At 72.3% G+C, this 21,180-nt stretch carries 21 protein-coding genes; 9 read left to right on the plus strand and 12 right to left on the minus strand.

Features of this window, described 5'->3' with window-relative positions:
* Positions 1-111 precede the first annotated feature (111 nt).
* The 6 genes from dnaK to NYO98_RS19635 are packed head-to-tail and all read left to right on the plus strand — an operon-like array spanning position 112 to position 5,082.
* Positions 112-1,980, plus strand: coding sequence for a molecular chaperone DnaK (dnaK, locus tag NYO98_RS19610; protein ID WP_268113507.1), 1,869 nt, complete (start codon positions 112-114; stop codon positions 1,978-1,980).
* The gene (gene grpE, locus NYO98_RS19615) at positions 1,977-2,648 is read left to right on the plus strand and encodes a nucleotide exchange factor GrpE (RefSeq protein WP_268113508.1); all 672 of its coding nucleotides are present in this window, start codon (positions 1,977-1,979) and stop codon (positions 2,646-2,648) included. Before dnaK ends, grpE begins: the two co-directional genes overlap by 4 nt.
* A 51-nt stretch (positions 2,649-2,699) precedes the next feature.
* Positions 2,700-3,893 carry a molecular chaperone DnaJ gene (gene dnaJ, locus NYO98_RS19620; protein ID WP_268113509.1) on the plus strand — a complete coding sequence of 398 codons (1,194 nt, stop codon included), beginning with the start codon at positions 2,700-2,702 and terminating at the stop codon, positions 3,891-3,893.
* An 8-nt stretch (positions 3,894-3,901) separates the two neighbouring features.
* A complete protein-coding gene (locus NYO98_RS19625; protein WP_268113510.1) occupies positions 3,902-4,315 on the plus strand; it encodes a heat shock protein transcriptional repressor HspR in 414 nt (137 codons plus the stop codon).
* Between the two features lies 1 nt (position 4,316).
* Positions 4,317-4,778, plus strand: a complete 462-nt coding sequence (locus NYO98_RS19630; protein ID WP_268113511.1) for an SRPBCC domain-containing protein — start codon at positions 4,317-4,319, stop codon at positions 4,776-4,778.
* A 49-nt stretch (positions 4,779-4,827) separates the two neighbouring features.
* Positions 4,828-5,082 (plus strand): hypothetical protein, encoded by a 255-nt coding sequence (locus NYO98_RS19635; RefSeq protein WP_268113512.1) that lies wholly within the window; start codon positions 4,828-4,830, stop codon positions 5,080-5,082.
* Positions 5,083-5,097: 15 nt separating this feature from the next.
* Here NYO98_RS19635 and NYO98_RS19640 read toward each other — a convergent pair whose 3' ends face one another.
* The 4 genes from NYO98_RS19640 to NYO98_RS19655 all read right to left on the minus strand — a co-directional run bounded on the left by NYO98_RS19640 (position 5,098) and on the right by NYO98_RS19655 (position 9,366).
* Entirely contained in the window at positions 5,098-5,865 is a 768-nt protein-coding gene (locus NYO98_RS19640; RefSeq protein ID WP_268113513.1) for a lysophospholipid acyltransferase family protein, read from the minus strand.
* Between the two features lie 195 nt (positions 5,866-6,060).
* On the minus strand, positions 6,061-6,906 hold the full coding sequence (locus NYO98_RS19645) for an aldo/keto reductase (protein ID WP_268113514.1): 846 nt from the start codon (positions 6,904-6,906) through the stop codon (positions 6,061-6,063).
* A gap of 41 nt (positions 6,907-6,947) precedes the next feature.
* Positions 6,948-7,745 (minus strand): pentapeptide repeat-containing protein, encoded by a 798-nt coding sequence (locus tag NYO98_RS19650; RefSeq protein ID WP_268113515.1) that lies wholly within the window; start codon positions 7,743-7,745, stop codon positions 6,948-6,950.
* Positions 7,746-7,995: 250 nt separating this feature from the next.
* Positions 7,996-9,366 carry an FAD-binding oxidoreductase gene (locus tag NYO98_RS19655; RefSeq protein WP_268113517.1) on the minus strand — a complete coding sequence of 457 codons (1,371 nt, stop codon included), beginning with the start codon at positions 9,364-9,366 and terminating at the stop codon, positions 7,996-7,998.
* A gap of 291 nt (positions 9,367-9,657) precedes the next feature.
* Here NYO98_RS19655 and clpB point away from each other — a divergent pair, with 291 nt between their 5' ends.
* Positions 9,658-12,243, plus strand: a complete 2,586-nt coding sequence (gene clpB, locus NYO98_RS19660; RefSeq protein ID WP_268113518.1) for an ATP-dependent chaperone ClpB — start codon at positions 9,658-9,660, stop codon at positions 12,241-12,243.
* Positions 12,244-12,367: 124 nt separating this feature from the next.
* Here clpB and NYO98_RS19665 read toward each other — a convergent pair whose 3' ends face one another.
* Positions 12,368-12,832 (minus strand): globin domain-containing protein, encoded by a 465-nt coding sequence (locus NYO98_RS19665; protein ID WP_268113519.1) that lies wholly within the window; start codon positions 12,830-12,832, stop codon positions 12,368-12,370.
* Between the two features lie 106 nt (positions 12,833-12,938).
* On the opposite strand from NYO98_RS19665, the gene NYO98_RS19670 reads away from it, so the two are divergent.
* The gene (locus NYO98_RS19670) at positions 12,939-13,772 is read left to right on the plus strand and encodes a CPBP family intramembrane glutamic endopeptidase (protein ID WP_268113520.1); all 834 of its coding nucleotides are present in this window, start codon (positions 12,939-12,941) and stop codon (positions 13,770-13,772) included.
* Positions 13,773-13,791: 19 nt separating this feature from the next.
* Here NYO98_RS19670 and NYO98_RS19675 read toward each other — a convergent pair whose 3' ends face one another.
* From NYO98_RS19675 to NYO98_RS19690, 4 genes are all read right to left on the minus strand, one after another.
* Positions 13,792-15,687 (minus strand): reprolysin-like metallopeptidase, encoded by a 1,896-nt coding sequence (locus NYO98_RS19675; RefSeq protein ID WP_268113521.1) that lies wholly within the window; start codon positions 15,685-15,687, stop codon positions 13,792-13,794.
* A 66-nt stretch (positions 15,688-15,753) separates the two neighbouring features.
* The gene (locus NYO98_RS19680) at positions 15,754-16,191 is read right to left on the minus strand and encodes a DoxX family protein (RefSeq protein ID WP_268113522.1); all 438 of its coding nucleotides are present in this window, start codon (positions 16,189-16,191) and stop codon (positions 15,754-15,756) included.
* Between the two features lie 22 nt (positions 16,192-16,213).
* The gene (locus NYO98_RS19685; protein WP_268113524.1) at positions 16,214-17,641 is read right to left on the minus strand and encodes an FAD-binding oxidoreductase; all 1,428 of its coding nucleotides are present in this window, start codon (positions 17,639-17,641) and stop codon (positions 16,214-16,216) included.
* A gap of 27 nt (positions 17,642-17,668) precedes the next feature.
* Positions 17,669-18,580 carry an AEC family transporter gene (locus NYO98_RS19690; RefSeq protein ID WP_268113526.1) on the minus strand — a complete coding sequence of 304 codons (912 nt, stop codon included), beginning with the start codon at positions 18,578-18,580 and terminating at the stop codon, positions 17,669-17,671.
* Between the two features lie 77 nt (positions 18,581-18,657).
* Between NYO98_RS19690 and NYO98_RS19695 the strand changes: the two genes are divergently transcribed.
* Positions 18,658-19,590 (plus strand): 2-hydroxyacid dehydrogenase, encoded by a 933-nt coding sequence (locus NYO98_RS19695; protein ID WP_268113527.1) that lies wholly within the window; start codon positions 18,658-18,660, stop codon positions 19,588-19,590.
* A gap of 232 nt (positions 19,591-19,822) precedes the next feature.
* On the opposite strand, the gene NYO98_RS19700 is transcribed toward NYO98_RS19695, so the two are convergent.
* The 3 genes from NYO98_RS19700 to NYO98_RS19710 form a co-directional block, all read right to left on the minus strand.
* Positions 19,823-20,149: an ArsR/SmtB family transcription factor gene (locus NYO98_RS19700; protein ID WP_268113528.1), complete on the minus strand. Its 327-nt coding sequence runs from the start codon at positions 20,147-20,149 to the stop codon at positions 19,823-19,825.
* Position 20,150: 1 nt separating this feature from the next.
* Entirely contained in the window at positions 20,151-20,792 is a 642-nt protein-coding gene (locus NYO98_RS19705; protein WP_268113529.1) for an SRPBCC family protein, read from the minus strand.
* 154 nt (positions 20,793-20,946) lie between these two features.
* Entirely contained in the window at positions 20,947-21,111 is a 165-nt protein-coding gene (locus NYO98_RS19710; RefSeq protein ID WP_268113531.1) for a hypothetical protein, read from the minus strand.
* Positions 21,112-21,180: the final 69 nt, after the last annotated feature.

Raw genomic sequence — 21,180 nt, forward strand, 5'->3', positions numbered from 1 at the left:
TACCCCATGAACAGACTTGAGTCAGACCGACTCAACTGTTTTGCCTCCTCCGCCGAAGCGCGGCAGGATGGCACCGAGACTCACGTCATCCACACGCAGGAGGAACACACCATGGCTCGAGCGGTCGGCATCGACCTGGGCACGACGAACTCCGTCGTCGCCGTCCTTGAGGGTGGCGAGCCCACCGTCATCGCCAACGCCGAGGGCGCCCGGACCACCCCGTCCGTCGTCGCCTTCACCAAGTCCGGCGAGGTCCTCGTCGGAGAGGTCGCCAAGCGACAGGCGGTCACCAACGTCGACCGCACCATCCGGTCCGTCAAGCGCCACATGGGCGAGGACTGGAAGGTCGACATCGACGACAAGACCTTCACCCCCCAGCAGATCAGCGCGTTCGTGCTGCAGAAGCTCAAGCGCGACGCCGAGGCCTACCTCGGCGAGACGGTGACCGACGCGGTCATCACCGTCCCGGCGTACTTCTCCGACGCCCAGCGCCAGGCCACCAAGGAGGCCGGTGAGATCGCGGGCCTCAACGTCAGCCGCATCGTCAACGAGCCCACCGCGGCCGCCCTGGCCTACGGCCTCGACAAGGGCGAGGACCAGACGATCCTCGTCTTCGACCTCGGTGGCGGCACGTTCGACGTGTCCCTGCTCGAGATCGGCGAGGGTGTCGTCGAGGTCAAGGCGACCTCCGGTGACAACCACCTCGGTGGCGACGACTGGGACAACCGCGTCGTGGAGTGGATGGTCAAGAAGTTCAAGGACTCCAACGGCGTCGACCTCGCGGCCGACAAGATCGCCAAGCAGCGCCTGCAGGAGGCCGCCGAGAAGGCGAAGATCGAGCTCTCGTCGTCCAGCGAGACCACGATCCACCTGCCCTACATCACCCACGGCGAGTCCGGCCCGCTCCACTTCGAGGAGAAGCTGACCCGCAGCGAGTTCCAGAAGCTGACCGCCGACCTCCTCGAGCGCACCAAGGCGCCGTTCCAGTCGGTGCTCAAGGACGGCGGCGTCGCGGTGTCCAACATCGACCACGTGGTCCTCGTCGGCGGCTCGACCCGCATGCCGGCCGTGACCGAGGTCGTCAAGGACCTGCTCGGTGGCAAGGAGCCCAACAAGGGCGTGAACCCCGACGAGGTCGTCGCGGTCGGCGCCGCGCTCCAGGCCGGTGTCCTCAAGGGCGAGGTCAAGGACGTGCTGCTCCTCGACGTCACCCCGCTGTCCCTCGGCATCGAGACCAAGGGCGGCGTGATGACCACGCTGATCGAGCGCAACACCACCATCCCCACCAAGCGCTCCGAGATCTTCACCACCGCCGACGACAACCAGCCGTCGGTCGAGATCAAGGTCGCGCAGGGCGAGCGCCAGATGTGGTCGCAGAACCAGCCCCTCGGCAACTTCGAGCTGACAGGCCTCCCGCCGGCCCCGCGCGGCGTGCCGAAGATCGAGGTCACCTTCGACATCGACGCCAACGGCATCGTCCACGTCTCCGCGAAGGACCAGGCGTCCGGCCGCGAGCAGTCGATGACCATCTCCGGCGGCTCGGCGCTCGGCAAGGACGAGATCGACCGCATGGTCAAGGAGGCGGAGCAGTACGCCGAGGAGGACGCCAAGCGTCGCGAGGCCGTCGAGACCCGCAACCAGGGCGACCAGCTCGTCTACACCACCGAGAAGTTCCTCGGTGACAACGCCGACAAGCTGCCCGACGACGTGAAGACCGAGGTCCAGGCCGACGTCGACGCGCTCAAGGAGACCCTCGCCAAGGAGGACGCGTCCTCCGAGGAGATCCAGGCCGGCATCACCAAGCTCGGCGAGTCCAGCCAGAAGATGGGCGCGGCGATGTACGCCGCCGCGGAGGCCGACCAGGCCGCTGCGGGCGGTGCCACCGGGGCGACCGGCGAGTCGGACGACGACGTGGTCGACGCCGAGATCGTCGACGAGCAGACCGACGGGGACGCGACCACCGAGGGTGAGTCCAAGTGACCGATCGCCCCGTCGAGCCCACCCCGGGCCCCGAGGCGACCGACCTCCCGGAGGGGGAGCCCACCGCGGCTCCCTCTCCGGAGGGCTTCGGCGACGCCGCCGGTGAGGCGCCCGCCCAGACCGAGGTCGAGGAGCAGGTGGCCGGCGACGCCGTCGCCGGCGACGACCCCGGCACCGCCGAGGAGCGCCCGGACTCCGGGGACGGTTCCGACGTCGACACCGAGGAGCAGCAGCTCGCCGCCATGAAGGGCTCGCTCGCCGACCTGACCAACGACCTGCAACGGCTCCAGGCCGAGTACGCCAACTACCGCAAGCGGGTCGACCGCGACCGGCAGCTGGTGGCCGAGACGGCCGCCTACAAGGCGCTGACGCCGGTGATCGAGGTCCTCGACACCATCGACCGGGCCAAGGAGCACGGCGAGCTCGAGGGCGGCTTCAAGGCGGTCGCCGACCAGCTCGAGCGGGTCGTGGCGAGCGCCGGCCTGGTGCGCTTCGGCGAGCCGGGTGACGCGTTCGACCCGACGCTCCACGAGGCACTGAGCCACCTCGGTGCCGACGCCGAGGTCGAGGTGACGACCGTGAAGCACGTCGCCAAGGGCGGCTACCGGATGGGCGACCGTGTCGTCCGCGCCGCCCAGGTGCTCGTGGTCGACCCGGCCGACGCCTGACCCCGCACCACGCACCCGATGACCCTGTCGACGACGGAGGGAGGTTGATCCATGGCTGACAACGAAGGTTTCCGCAACGACTGGGCGACCAAGGACTTCTACCAGGTCCTCGGCGTCGCCAAGGACGCCAGCGCGGCCGACATCAAGAAGGCCTACCGCAAGCTGGCCCGGGCCAACCACCCCGACTCCAACCCCGGTGACGACGCCAAGCACGAGACGTTCAAGGCCGTCGCCGAGGCCTACGACGTCATCGGTGACGAGGCCAAGCGCGCCAAGTACGACGAGTTCCGCTCGCTGCAGGCGCGCGGTGGCTTCGGCCCCGGCATGGGCGGCGGCTTCGGCGGCAGCGGCGGCGGCGGCTTCGGGGGCGGCGGGTTCAACCTCGACGACCTGCTCCGAGACCGCGCCGGAGCGGGCGGCGGCCTCGGCGACATGTTCGGCGACCTGTTCGGCGGCGCCCAGCGCGGGCGTACCCAGCAGCAGGCCCGGCCGCGCCGCGGCGCCGACGTCGAGAGCTCGGCGACCATCGGCTTCACCGACGCGCTCGACGGCGTGACGGTGTCGCTGCGCCTGACCTCCGACACGGCCTGCCCCACGTGCCAGGGCACCGGTGGCAAGCCCGGCACCCGCCCGCACATCTGCCCGGAGTGCGAGGGCGCGGGCTTCGTGGTTTCCGGCACGGGCGGGGCGTTCTCCATCAACGAGACCTGCCCCGCCTGTGGCGGGCGCCAGCTGGTGTACGACGAGGCCTGCCCCACCTGCCACGGCAGCGGCCGCGGCACGTCCGCGCGCACCATCCAGGCCCGCATCCCCGCGGGCGTGAAGGACGGCGCGCGGATCCGGCTGAAGGGCAAGGGCGCCCCGGGGGAGAACGGCGGCCCGGCCGGCGACCTGTTCGTCAAGGTCAAGGTCACGCCCCACCGCGTCTTCGGGCGCAAGGACGACAACCTCACCATCGACGTCCCCGTCTCCTTCGACGAGGCGGCCCTCGGCGGCGAGGTGAAGATCCCGACGCTCGGCGGGGCGCCGGTGACGCTCAAGCTGCCCCCGGGCACGCCCAACGGCCGGACCTTCCGGGTCCGCGGCAAGGGCGCCACCAAGCGCGACGGCAGCAAGGGCGACCTGCTCGCCACCGTCGAGGTCCAGGTCCCGGCCAGCCTCGACCCGACCGCGCGCGAGGCCCTCGAGGCCTACCGTGCGGCCACCGCCGGAAAGCCGCTCCGCGCAGGCCTGTTCGAGGGATGAGCGGCCCCGTGAACACCGTCTTCCAGCCCCCGTCCCCGGACGCCGCCGTCTACGTCATCTCCGTCGCCGCGGAGCTGACCGGCCTGCACCCGCAGACCCTGCGCGCCTACGAGCGGATGGGCCTGATCCAGCCGGGCCGCACCGGCGGCGGCGGGCGTCGCTACTCCCACCGCGACATCGAGCGCCTGCGCGAGATCGCCGACCTCACGAGCGCCGGCATCGGCATCGAGGGGGTGCGCCGCATCATGCAGCTCGAGCTGCAGGTCGACGCGCTGCGCGCCCGCAACGAGGAGCTCGTCGCCGAGCTCGAGTCACTGCGGAGCGGGCTCGCAGCACGCGCCGCGGCCCAGCCCGCCAACAAGCTGCCGGTGCTGCACCAGGCGGTCGGCCAGTCCGTCGTCGTCTGGCGTCGCGGGTCCTGACGTGCCGCGCATCGACCGGGCCGTCGCCGACGTCGACGCGTCACCCGCGGAGGTGTACGCCGCCTTCGTCGACGCCGACGCGCTGGCGTCGTGGCTCCCGCCCGGCGGGATGACCGGCGCGATCGCCGACGCCGACCTGCGCGCGGGCGGCGGCTTCACGATGACGCTCCGCTATGACGAGGCGCCCGACGGCGGCGGCAAGACCACCGAGCGGAGCGACGTCTCCCGCGTCGCGATCGACGAGCTGGTCGAGCCCGAGCGGGTCGTGTGGGGCGTGGAGTTCGACACCGACGACCCCGACACCGCCGGGCGCATGACGATGACGTGGACGTTCACGGCCCGCGACACGGGCACGCGCGTCGCCATCGACGCCACCGACGTGCCTCCCGGCATCGACGTCGAGGCGCACCAGCAGGGCCTCGACGCCTCGCTGGCCAACCTCACGGCCTGGCTCGCGGGCTGAGTGCGCCCGGTGTCCCCGCAGCCACGTAGGGTCGGGGCGTGATCGAGCGATGAGCAAGATGGACAACCTGCGCGCCATGCGCGAGGCCAAGTACGCCGCGGCGCAGAAGCGTTCGGCCGAGGCGCCGGCCCGGCCCAAGGCGCCCGTCGCACCACCGGTCGCACCACCGGTCGCGCAGGCGGCTCCCCCGAGTGCCGAGGCCGAGCCGGCCACGGGCGAGGAGCTCTGCGGCCACCGCAACATGGGCGGCCGCACCTGCACGCGCGAGCGCGGCCACGCGGCCAAGAGTCACCGCTACTCCTGACCGCGCGGGCAGGCGTCACGCGCCCAGCGCCTCCGCCGGCACGCCGCTCGGGTGGGCCGCGGGCTCGCCACGCAGCTCCGCGACCTGCGACACCAGCACGGTCATCACCTCGTCGGCCACCCGCCGCACGGTCGCGTCGTCGACCGGCTGGTCGCCGGTGACGCCCGCGAGCCGACGTACGTCGATCGGCTCCCCGACCGCGACCAGCACCCGAGGGCGGAGGACGGTGTTGCGCAGCAGCCGGGAGACGATCCCGGTCACGCCGACGACCCGGTGCGTACCGACGAGGGCCACCGGGACGACCGGCGCGCCGGTGCGGAGGGCCAGGCGCACGGCGCCGGTCTTGGACCGCTCGGGCCAGTGCTGCGGGTCGCGGGTGATGCGGCCCTCCGGGAAGAGGCCGACGGCCTCGCCGGACTCGAGCGCGGTGGCGGCGGCGTCGAGCGAGCCCGCGGCGGCGTCAGTGCCGCGGAGGACGGGGATGAAGCCGAGACGGCGGACGACCGGCCCGACCAGCCCGGACCGGAAGACACCGCCGGTCGCCATGAGCCGCAGCGAGCGGCCGAGGCGACGGCCAACGAGGGCCAGCAGGATGCCGTCGGCGAAGCTCGTGTGGTTGGCGACCACGATGACCGGCCCGTCGGGGAGCGCGGCCGCAGGCACCGCGCGCCGGGTGAGCTCGAGGCGGCTGACCGCCGAGACGACGGTGCCGAGGAGACCGGCGGCGACGGCGTAGAGGAGGGCGGCGCGGAGGCCCGGGCGCTGCCAGGTGCTGGGTTCCATGCCGGTGAGTGTGAGCCACCCGGACGGGCTTGCGCGTGCGTATGAGCACTCAGGTGGACACCGTGCAGGCAGTTCGCCGCAGGCTGGCCCGCCGCCACGCTCAGCGCGTCGGCTTCAGACGCGAACTGCCTGCATGGTGCACCTGACGAAGGCCCGACCCCGGGTGGGGCCGGGCCTTCGCGGCGTCGGGGCTCGTCAGTCGGGGATGTAGTCGAACGTGTCGGGGTTGGGGCCGGTGCGGCCGTCCTCACCCCGGTCGAGGCCGGAGATGCGCGCGACCTCGTCGTCGGTGAGCGAGAAGTCGAAGATCTCGAAGTTCTCCCTCATCCGCTCGGGGTTGACCGACTTGGGGAACACGATGTCGCCGCGCTCGACGTGCCAGCGCAGGGTCACCTGCGCGGTCGACCTGCCCTTCGCCTCGGCGATCTCGGTGATGACGGAGTCGTCGAGCACCGCGCCCTGCGCGATCGGCGACCACGCCTCGGTGGCGACGCCGTGCTTCGCGTTGGCCGTGCGGACCGCGTCGTTGGTGAAGTAGGGGTGCACCTCGACCTGGTTGATCACCGGCACGACCCCGGTCTCGTCGACGATCCGCTGCAGGTGGGCGGGCTGGAAGTTCGAGACGCCGACCGACGCCGCGCGGCCGTCCTCGACGAAGGACGCCATGGTGCGCCACGTGGACACGAAGTCGCCGTCGTAGCGCGTCGGCAGCGGCCAGTGGACGAGGAACAGGTCGATCCGGTCGAGGCCGAGGTCGGCGAGGGTCTTCTCGAACGCGCGCGCCGCGTCGTCGGGGCGGTGGAAGCCGTTGTTGAGCTTCGACGTCACGTAGACGTCGTCGCGGGCGATCCCGGAGGAGCGCAGCGCCTCGCCCACCTCCTTCTCGTTGCCGTACATCTCGGCCGTGTCGATGTGGCGGTAGCCGACCTCGAGGGCCCGCGTCACCGCTTCCGCGGTGTCGGCGGGGTCGATCTGGAACACGCCGAAGCCGAGCTGCGGGATCGACGTGCCGTCGTGGAGCTTGATGCTGGGAACGGTCATGCCAGGCACAGCACGAGCCGTCCGGGAGGTATTCCGTCGGGTCAGGACCGCCAGCGTGACGGGCGCGACAAACCCTCCGGAAGGGTGGTGGCCTCGTCGCCGACGGCCGCGTTGACCTGGGGCTGGGTCAGGAAGAGCACGGTCGAGAGGTCGCAGCCGCGCACGTCGGTGTCGCGCAGGTCGGCGCCCAGCAGGTCCGCCTCGTGCAGGTCTGCGGCGCGGAGGTCGGCGGCGATCAGCAGGGCGCCGCGGAACGACCAGCCGCGGTGGTCGCCGGCGAGGCGCCGGCCCGCGAGGTCGGCGCGCGTGCGGTCCTGCGCGGCGGCCCACCGTCGGCGTACGCGAGCGCTGGCCTCGGCCAGCAGCCGACCCACCCGCTCGTGCAGCCCGTCCACGTCGGCGAGGAGGAGCGTCTCGGGGTCGACGGCCGTGAGGTCCTCGATCTCGGCACGTACGACGTCGGCGCCGGGGTCGGGCGAGCGGCGGGCGACCTCGGTGAGGTGGACGAGCATCTCGTGCAGCTGGCGCATCACCGTCAGCACCGCGGCCATCTCGGCCATGCGGTGCGGCGGGTTGCCGGGGTCGCGCCACGAGACGCCGCCGTAGGTGACCTGGGAGACCTGCTGGCCGGCGCCGAAGCACTCGAAGACCGTGCACCCCGGCCAGCCGTCCTCGCGCAGGGTCGCGTGGATGCGGCAGCTGTCGTCGTCGAGCAGGTTGAGGCAGGGGCGCCCGCCGGGCTTGTCGACGCCGAAGCCGGCCGAGGCGGAGAAGGGGAGCAGCACGCAGCAGAGGCCGAAGCAGCGCGCGCAGTCAGAGCTCAACCCGTGTGTCGCCACCGGGGGATGGTGTCACGGGGCACGACGTGAGGCCGGTGCGGCCTCAGGCGTACCAGCCGTTCTGGATCGCAAACGCGTTGACGAAGAGCAGCAACACGAAAGCGACCCCGACGAATCGGTTGTCGAAGATCAGCTTTCCCATAGCACCACTGTGCCCGCTTGTTCGTGGAATGAAACAGGTGGACGGTAAAGCCTTGGAGCCGGGCAGCGATTTGCCCAGTTTGGGACAGTCGCGGCCCGGCTGCCGCGTTCAGGCCGGGGCGATGTTCTGGTTGTGCCGGAACAGGTTGTCCGGGTCGTAGGTCCTCTTCACCTGCTGGAGCCGGTCGTAGTTGCCCCGGTAGTTCTGCCGGATCCGGCCCTGGTCGTCGTCGGCCATGAAGTTGATGTAGCCGCCCTCCTCGGAGTGGGGCGCGATGGCGTCGTAGTAGTCGCGGACCCAGGCCGTGTTCTGCTCGTCGTCCTCGGCATCGGGCCACATGCCCGCGATGACGGTCGCGAAGCTGGCGTCGCGGTAGGCGAAGGCCGTCGCGTCCGAGTCGACGCGGTGGCAGGCGCCGTTGATCGGGTAGATGTGCATGGTCGACGTCATCGCCGGGACCTTGGCCCCGTGCTCGACGTGCGCCTCGATCGCTTCGTCGGTGAGATCCTTGGCGAAGCTGGCCTTCCAGTAGTGGCGCAGGCCCGCCGGGTAGAGGTCGTCGAAGGCGGCGTTGAGGGCCGGGTACGGCATCGGGCCGACCAGCTCGGCCACGGTCGGTGCGAGGTCGCGGAACGGCTTGAGGACCTGCTCACCCTTGTCGAGGTCGCCCGCCCAGCACGCCACGAAGAGCGCGTGCGTCTTGCCGTGGCGCTCCTCCGGGATGAACGGCAGCGGCGGTGCGATCTGGTAGGCCGGGAAGCCGCCGAACTGCTCCGGAGCGTCCGCGATGAGCTCGCGGTACAGCCGGAAGAGGTCGCCGGCCCGGTCGAGCTCGAAGAACATCGGACCCCCGTAGACGTCCGTGACCGGGCTCAGCCGGAACTCGAACGACGTCACGACGCCGAAGTTCCCGCCGCCGCCGCGGATGGCCCAGAACAGGTCGGCGTCGTCCTTCTCGCTGGCGAGGTGGAAGGTGCCGTCGGCCGTCACCACGTCCGCCGCCACCAGGTTGTCCAGCGACAGCCCGAGGCCGCGAGCGAGGTAGCCGATGCCGCCGCCGAGGGTCAGGCCACCGACGCCCGTGGTCGAGATGATGCCGCCCGTGGTGGCGAGCCCGAACGGGTAGGTCGCTGCGTTGAGGTCGCCCCAGGTCGCGCCACCCCCCACCCGGGCGGTCCGGGTCGCCGGGTCGACCCGGACGTCGCGCATCGCCGACAGGTCGACGACGACGGCCCCGTCGGCCGTGCCGAAGCCGGGGACGCTGTGGGCGCCACCGCGTACGGCGACCGACAGCCCGTTGTCGGCCGCGGTGCGCACGGCGGTCATGACGTCCCCGGCGTTCGCGGCCCGCACGACCACGGCGGGGCGGCGGTCGATCATGCCGTTGCGCACGGCGCGAGCGGTGTCGTAGTCGGGATCGGTCGGTCCGGTGACCGTCCCCCGGGTGCCGGAGCGCAGCGTCTCCACATCGATGCTCATGGTGGCCCTCCTCGAGGCTCGGAAGTGTCGGGTCCGGGCGACAGGGGCGTCGAGGAACAGCGTCGGGGAACAGCGTCGATCAAGGCGTCACGAGCGCCGCGGCACGCGGCAGGTGGTGGTGCGCCCGACGGTAGTCCTCGGCGGCGGTCGGTCACAGTGCCCAAAGTGGTCATATTTCCCAGAGTTGAGGGGAATCGACTCAACTTCTGGCGCGTTGAACCGAGCGAGGCCACAGTGGTCTCGTGACGGGCGCCCGTCGCCCTCCTCGTACACACATCCTCAGGAGATGAGTTGAGCCAGTTCGGTGCCGAGAAGTTCACCACCCGCAGCCGCGAGGTCGTCGAGGCTGCCCAGCTCGCCGCGACCACCGGCGGCAACACCACCACCGAGCCCGTCCACCTGCTCGTCGCCCTGCTGAAGCAGGAGGACGGCGCCACCCGCAGCCTCGTGCAGAAGGCGGGCGTCGACCCGGCCACCCTGCTGGCCCACGCCGAGCGCGTCCAGCAGGAGCTGCCCCGCGCGACCGGCTCGACGGTCCAGCAGCCCAGCGCCTCCGCCTCGCTGACCCGCGTCCTCGCGCAGGCGATCGACCTGGCGGCGTCGATGAAGGACGACTACGTCGCCACCGACCACCTCCTGGTCGCCACCGCCACCGTCGAGTCGAGCGCGCAGAAGGTGCTGACCGACGCGGGTCTCACCGCGGCCGGGCTGCGGGAGGCGATCACCGCTGTCCGCGGCAACCGTCGCGTGACCAGCGAGAGCGCCGAGGCGTCGTACGAGTCGCTGGAGAAGTACTCCGTCGACCTCACGAAGTCGGCCGAGGACGGCCGGCTCGACCCGGTGATCGGCCGCGACGCCGAGATCCGTCGCGTCATCCAGGTGCTGTCGCGGCGCACCAAGAACAACCCCGTCCTCATCGGCGAGCCCGGCGTCGGCAAGACCGCGGTCGTCGAGGGCCTCGCCCAGCGGGTCGTCGCCGGCGACGTCCCCGACTCGCTCAAGGGCCGGCGGGTGCTGGCGCTCGACCTCGCGGCGATGGTCGCGGGCGCGAAGTACCGCGGCGAGTTCGAGGAGCGGCTCAAGGCCGTGCTCGAGGAGATCAAGGACGCCGGCGGGCAGGTCATCACCTTCATCGACGAGCTCCACACGGTCGTCGGGGCGGGCGCCGGCGGTGACTCCGCCATGGACGCCGGCAACATGCTCAAGCCGATGCTCGCCCGCGGTGAGCTGCACATGATCGGCGCGACGACGCTCGACGAGTACCGCGAGCGCATCGAGAAGGACCCCGCCCTCGAGCGCCGCTTCCAGCAGGTCTTCGTCGGCGAGCCCAGCGTGGAGGACACGATCCAGATCCTGCGCGGCATCCAGGAGAAGTACGAGGCGCACCACGGCGTGCGCATCACCGACGCGGCGCTGGTCGCCGCCGCCACGCTGTCCGACCGCTACATCACCGGCCGCCAGCTCCCCGACAAGGCGATCGACCTCATCGACGAGGCCTCCTCGCGCCTGCGGATGGAGCACGAGTCCTCGCCCGAGGAGATCGACCAGCTCCGCCGCCGGGTCGAGCGGCTGAAGATGGAGGAGTTCGCGCTCGCCAAGGAGACCGACGCCGCGTCGGCCGAGCGTCTCGAGGTGCTGCGCAAGGACCTCGCCGACCGCGAGGAGGAGCTGCGCGGGCTGGAGACCCGGTGGGAGCGCGAGAAGGACCAGCTGCAGGGCGAGGGCGAGCTGCGCCGCCAGCTCGACCAGCTCAAGATCGAGGCCGAGAAGAAGCTGCGCGAGGGCGACCTCGCCGGGGCCTCGGAGATCCAGTACGGCCAGATCCCCGCGCTCGAGAAGCAGATCGACGAGGTCGAGAAGGCCGAGGCCGTCGACCTCGAGCCGCTCGTCGGCGAGGAGGTCGGTGCCGAGCAGATCGCCGACGTCGTCGAGGCCTGGACCGGCATCCCCACCGGCAAGATGCTGCAGGGCGAGACCGCCAAGCTGCTCGAGATGGAGTCGGTCATCGGCGAGCGGCTGATCGGGCAGCGCGAGGCCGTCACCGCGGTCAGCGACGCCGTACGCCGCTCGCGCGCCGGCATCGCCGACCCCAACCGGCCGACCGGGTCGTTCCTCTTCCTCGGACCCACCGGTGTCGGCAAGACCGAGCTGGCCAAGGCGCTCGCCGACTTCCTCTTCGACGACGAGCGAGCGATCGTCCGCATCGACATGAGCGAGTACAGCGAGAAGCACTCGGTCTCGCGTCTCGTCGGTGCGCCCCCCGGCTACGTCGGCTACGACGAGGGCGGGCAGCTGACCGAGGCGGTGCGGCGCCGGCCGTACAGCGTCGTGCTGCTCGACGAGGTGGAGAAGGCGCACCCCGAGGTCTTCGACATCCTGCTGCAGGTGCTCGACGACGGACGGCTGACCGACGGCCAGGGGCGCACGGTCGACTTCCGCAACACGCTGCTGATCCTCACCTCCAACCTCGGCTCGCACTTCCTGGTCGACCCGATCCTCGAGCCGGTGGCCAAGAAGGAGTCGGTGATGGGCGTGGTGCGCTCGCACTTCAAGCCCGAGTTCCTCAACCGGCTCGACGAGGTCGTGATGTTCGACGCGCTGAGCAAGGACGACCTGGCCCACATCGTCGACCTGCAGCTCGCCCTGCTGGAGAAGCGGCTGGCGGTCCGGCGGATCACCATCTCGGTGACCGACGCGGCCCGCGCCTGGCTGGCCGAGACCGGCTACGACCCGGCGTACGGCGCCCGGCCCCTGCGCCGGCTCATCCAGTCGGCCATCGGCGACCCGCTCGCCCGGCTGCTGATCGCCGGGGAGGTCACCGACGGTGGCGCCGTCACCGTCGGCGTGGGCGACGACGGGCTGACGCTCTCCTCCTGACCGCGGGTCGGCGACCGCCGCTGTAACGCCGGGTTGGTGCGTGTACCCACTGGGATATATCCGGGTGGGTACAGCGGCTAACCCGGCGTTACAGCGCGATCAGGCGGGACGATCTGGCGGGGCGTCAGGCGGGAGGCACCGGGCCGTCCCAGTCCCAGTGCGGCATGACCAGGTCGTCGGGGACGTCGTCCTTCGAGCGTCCCCAGGCCTGGAACGGGCCGGTCGCGGCCCACGTGACGTAGTCGGCGATGGCCTGCCGCACCTCGGGGTCGGCGGGCACGCCGGCCTCGTCGAACGAGTCGACGACGCACTGCACGAACCGCGGGCTCGCCTCGACGGCGTAGTCCGCCTCACCCGCGTGCAGCCGCTGCACGTGGGACTCGCTGCCGCGCATCGTGGTGGTGTACGTCGGCGGGCCGCCGAGCGCCTCGGCCCAGTACGCCGCCAGGCGGTCGGTGTGGTCCGGCTGGTTGTCGGCGTGCGAGAACGGGTGCTGGAGCAGCGGGTCGGCCAGGCAGCGCTGGTGCGTCGCCTCGGCCAGCCGGACGAAGACGTCCATGCCGCCGGCCGCCTCGTAGATCGTGCTCACCCGTCGATCGTCGTACGACCGGCGCCGTCCGTCGAGGCCCCGCGCTTCATCCACGGGTGCGGCCGTTCTCAGCGGCGCCTCAGCCGGTTGCGGGATGCTGGGGTGCGTGAGCACGGCGACCGAGGCGACGAGACCGTGGTGGCGACTCCGCGACACGCCCGTCCCGGGTGGTGTGCCGGACCTGGCCAAGGCGCTGCTGTGGACCGAGCTGGCGATCGTGCTGCTGGTCTCGCTGGGCCGGAGCGCGGTCTACTCGGTCGTCAGCATCGTCTCGGCGCTGACCGCCCCGGGTCCGCTGTCGTCGCAGGCGGCCAACCTCAACAACTCCCTCGCCCCGGACCGGCCGTGGCTCGACCTGACCTACCAGCTGCTGCGGGTCGCTTTCGCCCTCGTCCCGGTGGCGCTGGCAGCGTACCTGCTGGTGCGCTCCGGGAGCAGGCTCAAGGACGTGTGGGCGCGCGACGGTGGCTGGAGCAGCCTCGGCGACTGGGGGCGCGGCGCCCTGCTCGCGGCCGGCGTCGGCTCGGTGGGCGTGGTGTTCTACCTCGCGACCTTCGCGCTCGGCACCAACCTGACCGTCGTCGCCCAGTCGCTGCCGGGGGAGTGGTGGCGGGTGCCGGTGCTGGTGCTGGCCGCCGCGCAGAACGCCGTGGTCGAGGAGTTCATCGTCCTCGGCTTCGTGCAGGTGCGGCTGCGCCAGATCGGCTTCGGCGACTCGGCCGCCATCGGCCTGGCGGCCCTGCTGCGCGGCAGCTACCACCTCTACCAGGGCCTCGGCGGCTTCGTCGGCAACCTCGCGATGGGGCTGCTCTTCGGCTGGCTCTTCCGCCGCTGGGGGCGGGTGATGCCGTTCGTGGTCGCCCACACGCTGCTCGACGTGGGCGCGTTCGTGGGGTACGCCGTGCTCGCCGGGCGGGTCGACTGGCTGCCGACCCTGTGACCCGCCCGGCGGCGGGCGGTCAGCGCCGGATCTTGACCTGCTTCGAGCTCGCCCGCGCCTTCTCGTAGCCCGACTTCTTGGCCGTGACCCGGACCGAGATCTTCTTCCCGCGGTCCTTGGCCCGCACGCGGTAGGTCGCCTTCTTCGCTCCCTTGATCTTCTTCCCGTTCTTCAGCCACTGGTAGCGCACCGTGACGCTCTTCTTGGCCGGCTTGGGCTTCCAGCCCTTGACCTTGACCGACAGCACGCGGCCGGCGCGCGGCACGCCGCGCAGCTTGGGACGCTTCGTGCGGAACAGCGCCTTGCCGACGACGACGGACGCGGCCGGAGCGGTCACGGTCGGGTAGTACGGCGCGGACCCGGACACCTGGAGGGTGAGGGTCTTGCCGATGTCGCGACGGCCGAGCCTGTAGGTGCTGGCGGTGGCGCCCGGGATCGCAACGCCGTCGAGCAGCCACTGGTAGCCGAGGGTGACGGCCGGGGACCACGGCGTGGACGTCGCCTCCGCGGTGCCCTTGAAGCGGGGACGGCCGGCGATGGCGACCGCGCCGGGGTAGATCTGCGACTGGCGGTAGCCCGCGACGGTCGCCATCTGCTCGGTGATCGCCAACGCGTTGTTGGTGGCCTCGGTGCCCTGGACGCGCCCGTTGTAGGCGATCGCAGGGTTCGAGAAGTAGCCGATGCGGGTGCAGTTGACCTTGGCGCGGAGGCACTGGTCGTAGTAGGCCATCACCGTGATCGTCTGCGCCGCCACGTCGACGTAGCCGCGGGCGTAGGGCTTGCCCTCGGTCGGCGGCTGCGACGCGCCGGCGTCGTGGTGGGCGCTCAGGTTGTGCCCGACCTCGTGGGCGAACGCGCGGAACTCGGTGGCGCAGGCAGCGGCGTACACGACCGACCAGGCGGCGTACTGCGGGTCGTACTGCGGATCCGTGCCGCCGAGGTAGGCGATGCCGCAGGACGCTCCACCGGGGACGCTGCCCGCCAGCCAGAGGCTCACCAGGTCGGCGTGGGTCTCCTCGCGCAGGGCGTGGGCCTCGTCGAACACGCCGTCGCCCGGGGTGCCGAGGGCCTTGAGGTTGGTGACCAGGTCGGAGGACTGCGTCGCCGCGACCTGTCGCGTGCCGACCAGCCGCACCCGGGTGCCCACGCCGGAGGTGGCGAAGGCCTCGTTGGCCTGGGTGATGCCGAGGGCGAACTGCGCCTCCATCGCGGGCTGTCCCATCTGGGTGACCAGCTGGGCGGGGTAGACGATGGCGATGTCGATGGTGTCGGGCGCGTCGCCGAAGGCGATGGGTGCGCGCGCGCCGGTGGTGCCGGTGTTGTCGCGCTGGGCGCGGGGCTCGGCGCTGTGCTCGTGCGAGCCGGTGCGTGACCCGGCCCGCAGGTCGGTGCTTCCCGGGCGCTCCGGCAGGACGACGTCGTCGCCGCCCGGCGGGTCGCCCGCCTCGTCGACGACGTAGTCGCCCTCGGGCGTCGTGCGCACCTCGTAGGTGCCGTGCTCGACGGAGGTGACGTTGATGTGGGCGACCCCGCCGACCACGACTCCGGTGACGCTGCCCTTCTCGCCGACGATGCCGCCGGACCACGACGTGATCCCTCCGGCATCGGTGCGCTGGTCGACGGCTGCGGTGACGGTCGTGTCGTCGAACAGCTCGAGGTCGATCCGGTCGCCGGTGCGTACGGCGTCGAGCGCGGCCGTGTCGACGGCGACGGCCCGCGATCGCTCGTCGCCGGCGGCCTCGGCGCTCGCGCGGCCCGACGGGGCCGGGCTGAGCAGGTCCACCGGTCGGCGGTCGTCCTGCGATGCGGTGGCCGTGGTGACGGGCGCCGTGGTGGCGGCGAGTGCGAGGACACACAGTCCGGCGACGCCGACGAGTGTCCTGCTGGTGCTCCTGGTGGGCACGGTGATGGGCATGGAGTCCCCCTTCTCTCTCGGACCCCTCTGCCCCGGGTGGCGCCGCCCAAACCCGGACGGGCGCAGCTACTCGCCCGTCTCGACCTCCTCGCGCTGCTGCTCCTCGGCCGGGGCCCGTCGGCGGCGCGACAGCAGGCCGCCCGCCCACAGCGCCCAGAGGACGAGCACGGGCTGGAAGAAGAGCCGCGTCAGGCGGGCGCGGTCGGTGTCGAGGCCGAATGCGTCGGTGCCCTCGACGTACTGCGCGATGTTGCCGGGGAAGATCGCCACGAAGAAGGCCGCGAGCAGCGCGCCGACCGTACGGCGGTGCCGCGGCAGCGCGACGAACGCCCCGCCCAGCGCGACCTCCACGACTCCCGAGGCGAGCACGGTGAGGTCCTCGTCCACCGGGAACCAGTCGGGCACCTGCGCCCGGAACTCCTCACGCTGCGTGGTCAGGTGCAGCACACCTGCGGTCACCATGAAGCCGCCGAGCACGACGCGGCCGAGGGTCTGAGCCTTCATGCCTGCAGCCTAGGGCGGGTCCCTACGCGGTGGGCGGGACGAGGACGCCGGGGTTCATCAGCCCGGCCGGGTCCAGCGCCTGCTTGACCGCGCGCATGAGGTCCATCTCCACGTCGGACTTGTACGCCGCCGCTGCCGCCGCCTTGGTGCGCCCGAGCCCGTGCTCGGCGCTGATCGACCCCGCCGCGCGGGCCACCGACTCGTAGATGGCGGAGGTCAGGTCGGCCGCCGCGGCACGCAGCGCGTCGTCGTCGCTGCGCCCGTCGGCCAGCGGCGCGTTGAGGTTGTAGTGCAGGTTGCCGTCGCCGACGTGCCCGTAGGTCACCAGGCGCACGCCCGGGCAGACCTCCTGCAGCCGCGGACCGATGGCGTTCGTCCACTCGGCCAGCCCTGCGATCGGCAGCGTGACGTCGTGCTTCAGGGTGGCGCCCTCGACCTTCTGCACCTCGGAGATGCCCTCGCGCAGGGCCCACAGCGCCGAGCGCTGTGCGGGGCTGCCGGCGATCGCCGCATCGGTGGCGCAGTCGGCCTCGACGGCCTCGCCGAGCAGCTGCTCCAGGGTCTCGTCCAGCCCGGTGTCCGACGCGGAGCCGGCCAGCTCCACGAGGACGTACCAGTCGCTCGGCTCGCCCAGCGGGTCGCTCGCCCCCGGCAGGTGGGCCAGGACGAGGTCGATGGCCTGCCGGTTGGCGATCTCGAACGTCGAGAGGTGGACGCCGGCGTGCTGCTGCGCGACGCCGAGCAGCGAGACCGCGGCGTCGACGGACGGCACCGCGACCCAGGCCGTGGCGTGCCGCGGCGTGGCCGGGAAGAGCCGCAGGACGGCGCCGGTGATGACGCCGAGGGTGCCTTCCGCGCCCACGAAGAGCTGCGTCAGGTCGTAGCCGGTGTTGTCCTTCCGCAGCCCGCGGAGGCCGTCCCACACCCGTCCGTCGGGCAGCACGACCTCGAGCCCGAGGACCAGCTCGCGGGTCATGCCGTAGCGCAGCACCGCGGTGCCGCCGGCGTTCGTCGACAGGTTGCCGCCGATCGTGCAGCTGCCCTCGGAGCCCAGTGACATCGGGAACAGCCGGTCGACCTCCTCGGCCGCCGCCTGCACGTCGGCCAGCACCACGCCCGCGTCGACGGTGACGGTCCCGGCGACGGGGTCCACGTCGCGCACCCGGCGCATCCGGCCGAGCGACAGCACGACCTGGCGGCCGGACGCGTCGGGGACGCCACCGCCGACCAGACCGGTGTTGCCGCCCTGCGGCACGACCGCGACACCCGCCTCGGCGCAGGCCCCGACGACCGCGGCCACCTCGTCCGTCGAGCCGGGCCGCACCACCGCGAGCGCACGGCCGGCGATGGTGCCGGTCCAGTCGACGACGTACGCCGCGACGTCGGCGTCCTCGGTCAGGACGTGGTCGGCGCCGATGCTCGTGCGCAGCCGGTCGAGCAGGTCGTCCATGGTGGTCCTCCGGTCGGTGGGGTGGGGTCAGCCCAGCAGCACGGCGACGAGCAGCGCGGCTGGCAGCGAGGCGAGGGTGGTGACCAGGATGGTCTCCCGGGCGACATCCTCCCCGACGCGGTAGCGGGTGGCGTGCAGGAAGATGTTCTGCGCGGTCGGGAGGGCGGCGGTGATGACGACGCCGAGCAGCACGTGGTCGTCGAGGTGGAGAGCCACGCCGACCAGCCAGGCGACCACCGGCATGACGGTCATCTTGAGCACCGTCGCGACGACCACCTCACCGTTGTGGCCGGCCCGGCCGATCGGCGGGCTCAGCCTCAGCGCGGCGCCGTACGACATCAGCATGAGCGGGATGGCCGCACCGGCCAGCATCTCGAGCGGCGACAGCACCGGGGCCGGCAGCTGCCACCCGGTGGTCGCCAGCACCAGGCCGAGGACGGCGGCGATCGTCAGCGGGTTGGTGACCAGCCGGCGCATCGCGGGGCGCACGCCCTCGCCGCGGCCGGTGATGCGGTCGAGGGCGATCAGCGCGGCGGGCTGCACGAGCAGCATCTGGACGAGCAGGGTGGGCACGACGACGGTGAGGTCGCCGACGACGTAGGCGGCGATGGCGATGCCGAGGTTGCCCGCGTTGACGTAGGACGACGACAGCGCACCGATGAGCAGCGAGCCGGTGTCGAGGCGCCAGCGCAGCCGCGCGATGGCGACGTACGCGACGAAGCAGGTGGCGAGCGAGACGCTCGAGGTGACCAGGTTCGCCGCCGCGGTCTCGAGGTGGACCGTGCTGATCGTCACGACCATGAGGGCGGGGGAGGCGACGAAGAACGCGATCTCGCCGAGCGTGCGCTGCGAGCGACGGTCGAGGACGCCGACGTGGGCCAGCGCCGCGCCGGCGGCGATGACGACCAGGATGGTCGTGAAGCCGATTAGCAGGTCCATGGCGCGCTCCTCCCGGGCATCGTGCGATAGCGAGGTCGTCTTGGACGCGGCGACCGGCGCCCGGCAAGGATGGCGGGGTGACCACCGACACCCAGCACCCGGTCCGTGTCGTCCAGCTCGGAGGGCTGATGCCCTTCGTGCGTGCGTGGCTCACGGAGCGGTACGCCGCCCCGGAGCTCGCGGACCTCGAGGACCCGGCCGGCGTCGTCGTGGCGGTCGTCGGTGGAGGTGCGCGCGCCGGGGCGGCCGAGATGGACGCCCTGCCCGACCTGCGGGCGATCGTGAACTTCGGCGTCGGCTACGACAACGTCGACGTGGCCGAGGCGGGCCGCCGCGGCATCGTCGTCTCCAACACCCCGGACGTGCTCACCGACGCGGTGGCCGACCTCGCGGCGTTCCTCGTCGTCGACGTGCTGCGCGGCATCACGGCCGCCGACCGGTTCGTGCGGAGCGGCGCCTGGGCCCGTGGCGAGAAGCCGCGGCTGACCCGCGACGTGCGCGGTGCGGTCGTCGGGGTGCTCGGCCTGGGCCGCATCGGCACGGCCGCCGCGGAGAGGCTGGAGGCCTTCGGCGCCGAGATCCACTACCACTCGCGCAGTCCCAAGGACGTCGCGTGGACCTACCACGACAGCCCGGTCGCGCTGGCGAAGGCGAGCGACGTGCTGGTCGTGCTCACCCCGGGTGGGGCCGGGACCGACGGCCTCGTGGACGCCGCCGTCCTGGACGCCCTCGGCCCCGACGGCTACCTGGTCAACGTCGCCCGCGGGTCCGTCGTCGACGAGCCAGCGCTGGTCGCCGCGCTCGAGGCGGGTCGCATCGCCGGTGCCGGGCTCGACGTGTTCGCCGACGAGCCGCACGTGCCCCCTGCGTTGCTGGATCGCGACGACGTCGTGCTGCTGCCGCACGTCGGCAGCGCGACCGTCGAGACGCGTGAGGCCATGGGCCGGCTCGTGCTCGACAACGTCGACGCCTTCCTCGACCGCGGCGAGCTGGTGACCCCGGTCGGCTGAGCGGCTCCGGTCGCGAGGTCGAGTGCGCACCCCCTCCGTCACTGCTACCGCGAGCGCACTCGACCCGGGAGACCTCGTCGGTCCACCCGGGCGACGACTCTTGGGAGCCCAGGCGTCGAGCGGGCACTTCCTCGCGCTGCCAGGCGTCGAGCGGGCAGTTCCTCGCGCTGCCGCCCGGCTCCAACGCGAGGAAGTGCCCGGTCGGCGTGCTCCAGCGCGAGGAAGTGCCCGGTCAGCGGCGCGCGCGTGTGCCGCGGGCGATCTCGGTGCCGAGGGCGTCGAGCCGGTGCTCCCAGAACGCCCGGAACTGCTCGACCCACGCGTCGACCTCCTGCAGGCCGGACGGGTCGACGGCGTAGAGCCGGCGGGTGCCGTCGGCGCGGACGGTGGCGAAGCCGTTGTCGCGCAGCACCTTGAGGTGCTGGCTCACCGCCGGCTGGCTGATGCCGAACTCGCCGCCCACCCGGGCCGCCACGTCGCCGGCGCTGCTCTCGCCCTCCGCGAGCAGCTCGAGGATGCGTCGGCGCACGGGGTCGCCGAGGACGTCGAAGGCGTGCACGTCAGGCCGGCGGCTCGGCGCCCGTGTAGAAGGCAGCCGTACGGCCGGCTGCGGCGCGCGAGGCTTCCGGGTCGCCCGACGTCGCGGCATCGGCCTCGCCCCACCGGGTCGCCGAACCGCTCATGAACGACCGGCCCTCCGTCGAGGCGCCCCAGCCCTCCACCTCCTCGTGCTGCATCGTCGTACCGGTGGCCAGGTGCTCGGCCAGGCCCATCAGCCCGAGCTCCCAGCCGACGCCGACCGCGCCCGGGCCGTACGTCGCCATGTGCGGGTTGTCCCGCACGTCGGCCGCGTGGCGGAGGGTCAGCGTGGCGCCGTCGGGCGCCTCCTCGAGGTGGACGTCGACCCACGACGTGTCCCCGCCGAACTCCCACGTGATCGCGAAGTGCTTAGGCTCGTCGCAGGCGGTGACCTCGCCGCCGGCGTTGCCCTCGACCTGGAAGCGGCCGCCGAGCCGGAGGTCACCGGAGACCGGCGCGAACCAGCGCGGGATGCGCTCGGGGTCCGTGACGGCCTGCCAGAGGTCGTCGACGTCCGTGGGGTAGGTGCGGGAGGCCACGACGACCCTGACGGGCGTGCCCTCGTGGGTGCTGTCCTCGACGGCGCGGGTCACCGCGCCCAGGTGCTTGGCTACGTCGAACATGCGCCGACTGTGTCACCGGTGACTTATATAAGTCAAGACTGAAGAAACAGGAAGTGCCCGGTCGGCGTCCTCCAGCGCGAGGAAGTGCCCGGTCGGCGCGTTGCAGCGCGAGGAAGTGCCCGGTCGGCGTGTTGCAGCGCGAGGAAGTGCCCGGTCACCAGCGGGAGGTGTTGACCTCGACGTCCGGCCGGATCGACCGCATGTGGACGGTGTCCTCGCGCCGGCGCACGCCGCAAGAGAGGTGGGAGCTCGTGGAGCTCGCCCACCACGGCGGCGACACGCGCGTCGACGCGGACCCGACCGGCCGGTCGAGCTGCACGCGATCTGGTCGCGCGAGGCGGTCACCCCTGTCGTACGCCGCGTGCTGGACGTCGTCACCGCCCACCCC

This window comes from Nocardioides pini, assembly GCF_026712185.1.
GTDB classification, from domain to species: Bacteria; Actinomycetota; Actinomycetes; order Propionibacteriales; family Nocardioidaceae; genus Nocardioides; species Nocardioides pini.